Source organism: Hydrogenophaga sp., from assembly GCF_051007235.1.
Lineage (GTDB): Bacteria > Pseudomonadota > Gammaproteobacteria > Burkholderiales > Burkholderiaceae_C > Hydrogenophaga.
Map to the genome: position 1 here is coordinate 1 of NZ_JBPCSJ010000574.1, position 2245 is coordinate 2245.

Annotated in this window: 2 protein-coding genes; one reads left to right on the plus strand and one right to left on the minus strand. The window is 70.8% G+C overall.

What is annotated here, in order from left to right:
- Positions 1-113: 113 nt before the first annotated feature.
- On the minus strand, positions 114-1484 hold the full coding sequence (locus tag ACR2JA_RS20510; protein WP_434010909.1) for a vanadium-dependent haloperoxidase: 1371 nt from the start codon (positions 1482-1484) through the stop codon (positions 114-116).
- A gap of 206 nt (positions 1485-1690) precedes the next feature.
- Between ACR2JA_RS20510 and ACR2JA_RS20515 the strand changes: the two genes are divergently transcribed.
- Positions 1691-2245, plus strand: a 555-nt coding sequence (locus ACR2JA_RS20515) for an AMP-binding protein (RefSeq protein ID WP_434010910.1), incomplete at its 3' end; no start/stop codon positions are given.

Consider the following 2245-nt stretch of genomic DNA (forward strand, 5'->3'; position numbering starts at 1 on the left):
GGGGGTGGCGACGGTGACGGTGAGGTCGAAGACCGGTTCCAGGGCGGGGGCGGGCAGGTGGGGCATCGGGCGATGCTACCGCTGCGCGCACCTGCCCCGTCAGGGAGGCCGCATCAAGGCCGGCCGCTCCAGCAGGCCTGTGCGCGCTCGAACGCCAGCGCACCCACCTTGCGGCCCAGCGCCAGCCCGGCCACGTTGCCTTCGTAGAAATGGATGCCGCCGTACAGCCGCGATTCGCCCGCTTCTTCGGCCGCGGCGGTGAAGCTGCTCCAGCTCAGCGTGGTGCCGGCCGCGCTGGCCAGCGTGGGCTCCACCCGCAGCGGCACCGGCTGGGTGTAGCTGTGGCCGAACGCGTCGCTGCCGGTGAAGCGGCGCAGCACCTCGGCCGCCGCCATGGAAAAGCCGCTGTGGCCCGAGACGAATTCGGGGAAGGGCGGTGTCGGGAAGGTGCTCACCTGGTAGGGCCGCCAGGCCTCGCCGTCGATGGTGGCCTCGGTGGTGCCGGTCCAGCCGCGGATGCGCTTGCCGCGGTACAGGTGGCGGATGGCGGTGACCGGGCGCACGTAGTCGTAGTGGCGCTTGCAGTCCCACACCGCGATGGCCGCGTCGTGGATGGCGTTGGCCAGCGCAAAGAACAGCTTCACGTCCTGCGCCAGCGTGTGGTGGTCGCGGGCCGAGACGAAGGCCGCGAACAGCTCCCAGTGGCCAGGCGGCAGTTCGGAGCTGGGGCCGTCGGCCCAGTACTCGGCGGTCACCTTCTGCTTGACGTTCAGGCCGTCCTGCACCGCCACCACGTGTTTGGCCTGGTCCAGGAAGGCCTGCGAGGTGATGGGCACCGGCGCCGAGGGGCGGAACTGGCCGGCCGACTGCAGCGCGAACGGGCGCACCAGGGCCCACTGCGGGCCGATGTAACCCGGCACCTTCACCGCGCCGCTGGGGTCGGCGTAGGCCAGCGGTTGCCAGCGGTCGGGCGCCAGGATGTCCGACGGCTTTGCCGGTGCCGTCACGTGCATGGGCATGTTCACCGGCAGGTAGCCGGTGGTGTCGGCGTAGAGGCCGGCCTGGTTGGCGCCGTCGGCGTGGGCGTGGGCCAGTACGGCCAGTGCCGCCAGGTTGCCCACGCCTTCGGGCGTGGCCGGGTTGGTGCTGCTGCTGGGCGCGCTGCCGGTGCTGGCGAGCATGGCGTCGAAGGTGGCGGACTCGGTGGGGAACTGGTCCACCAGCACCTTGTGCGCGGCGTGGTGGATGGCTTTTTCCAGCTGCACCTGGGTGGCGCCGGTGACGCGCGCCGTGCTCAGACGCACTGGCAGGGCCTGTGCGTCGTGCACGGCCCAGGCGTCGTAGATGGCGGTGTGCAGCAGCGCCAGCGAGCGCGCCACCATGGGCGGGCCGATGCGGTTGCGCTCGGCGCCGACGCCGGTGGCACCGATGTGGCGGATGGCTTCGAGCGCGGTGTGCGCCCATTTGACGGAAGGGGTGTCCATGGCGTGTTCCTTGGCAGGGGGTTGAAGACGTCGCAACGGTAGGCCGGGGCGCTGGTCCTGACCATTCACCCGATGAGGGAAAGCACCACCCATCGGGGGGACGGCGTCCCCCTGGCGGGGGAGCGCGGGGCGCCGGGGCACTTGTCGCCTGTGCGAGCGTCGCCCGCGCGCAGCGCTGCTACCCTGCGGCCGCAGGAGACAACCGCATGGTCACGACACCGCCCCCGTTCACCCCCCAGATCCGCCTGTACCAGCAGTGGCTGGCCGACCAGCGCGGTCTGCACTTTGCCGACTACGACGCGCTCTGGCGCTGGTCCACCACCGATCTGGACGCGTTCTGGCAAAGCATCTGGGACTATTTCGGTCTGCAGTCGCCCACGCCGCACACCGCGGTGCTCGAACGCAATGTGATGCCCGGCGCGCGCTGGTTTACGGGCGCGCAGGTGAACTATGCGCAGCAAGTGCTGCGCCATGTGCAGCCCGCGCACGCGGCGGGTTTCCCGGCCGTCATTTCGGACAACGAAAAACACCAGCGGCGTGAGCTGTCCTGGCCGGAACTGCGGCGCCAGGTCGCCTCGCTCGCGCTGCACCTGCAGGCGCAGGGCGTGCAGCCGGGCGACCGTGTGGCCGCCTACCTGCCTAACATCCCCGAGACCATGGTCGCCTTCCTGGCGGTGGTCAGCATCGGCGGCGTGTGGAGCGTGTGCGCGCCCGACATGGGCACCAACGCCGTGCTGGACCGTTTCAAACAGATCGAACCG

Bases quoted from the DNA above. Each gene is read 5' to 3' on its own strand.
- ACR2JA_RS20510 (WP_434010909.1), bottom strand. From the start codon at position 1,484: ATGGACACCCCTTCCGTCAAATGGGCGCACACCGCGCTCGAAGCCATC.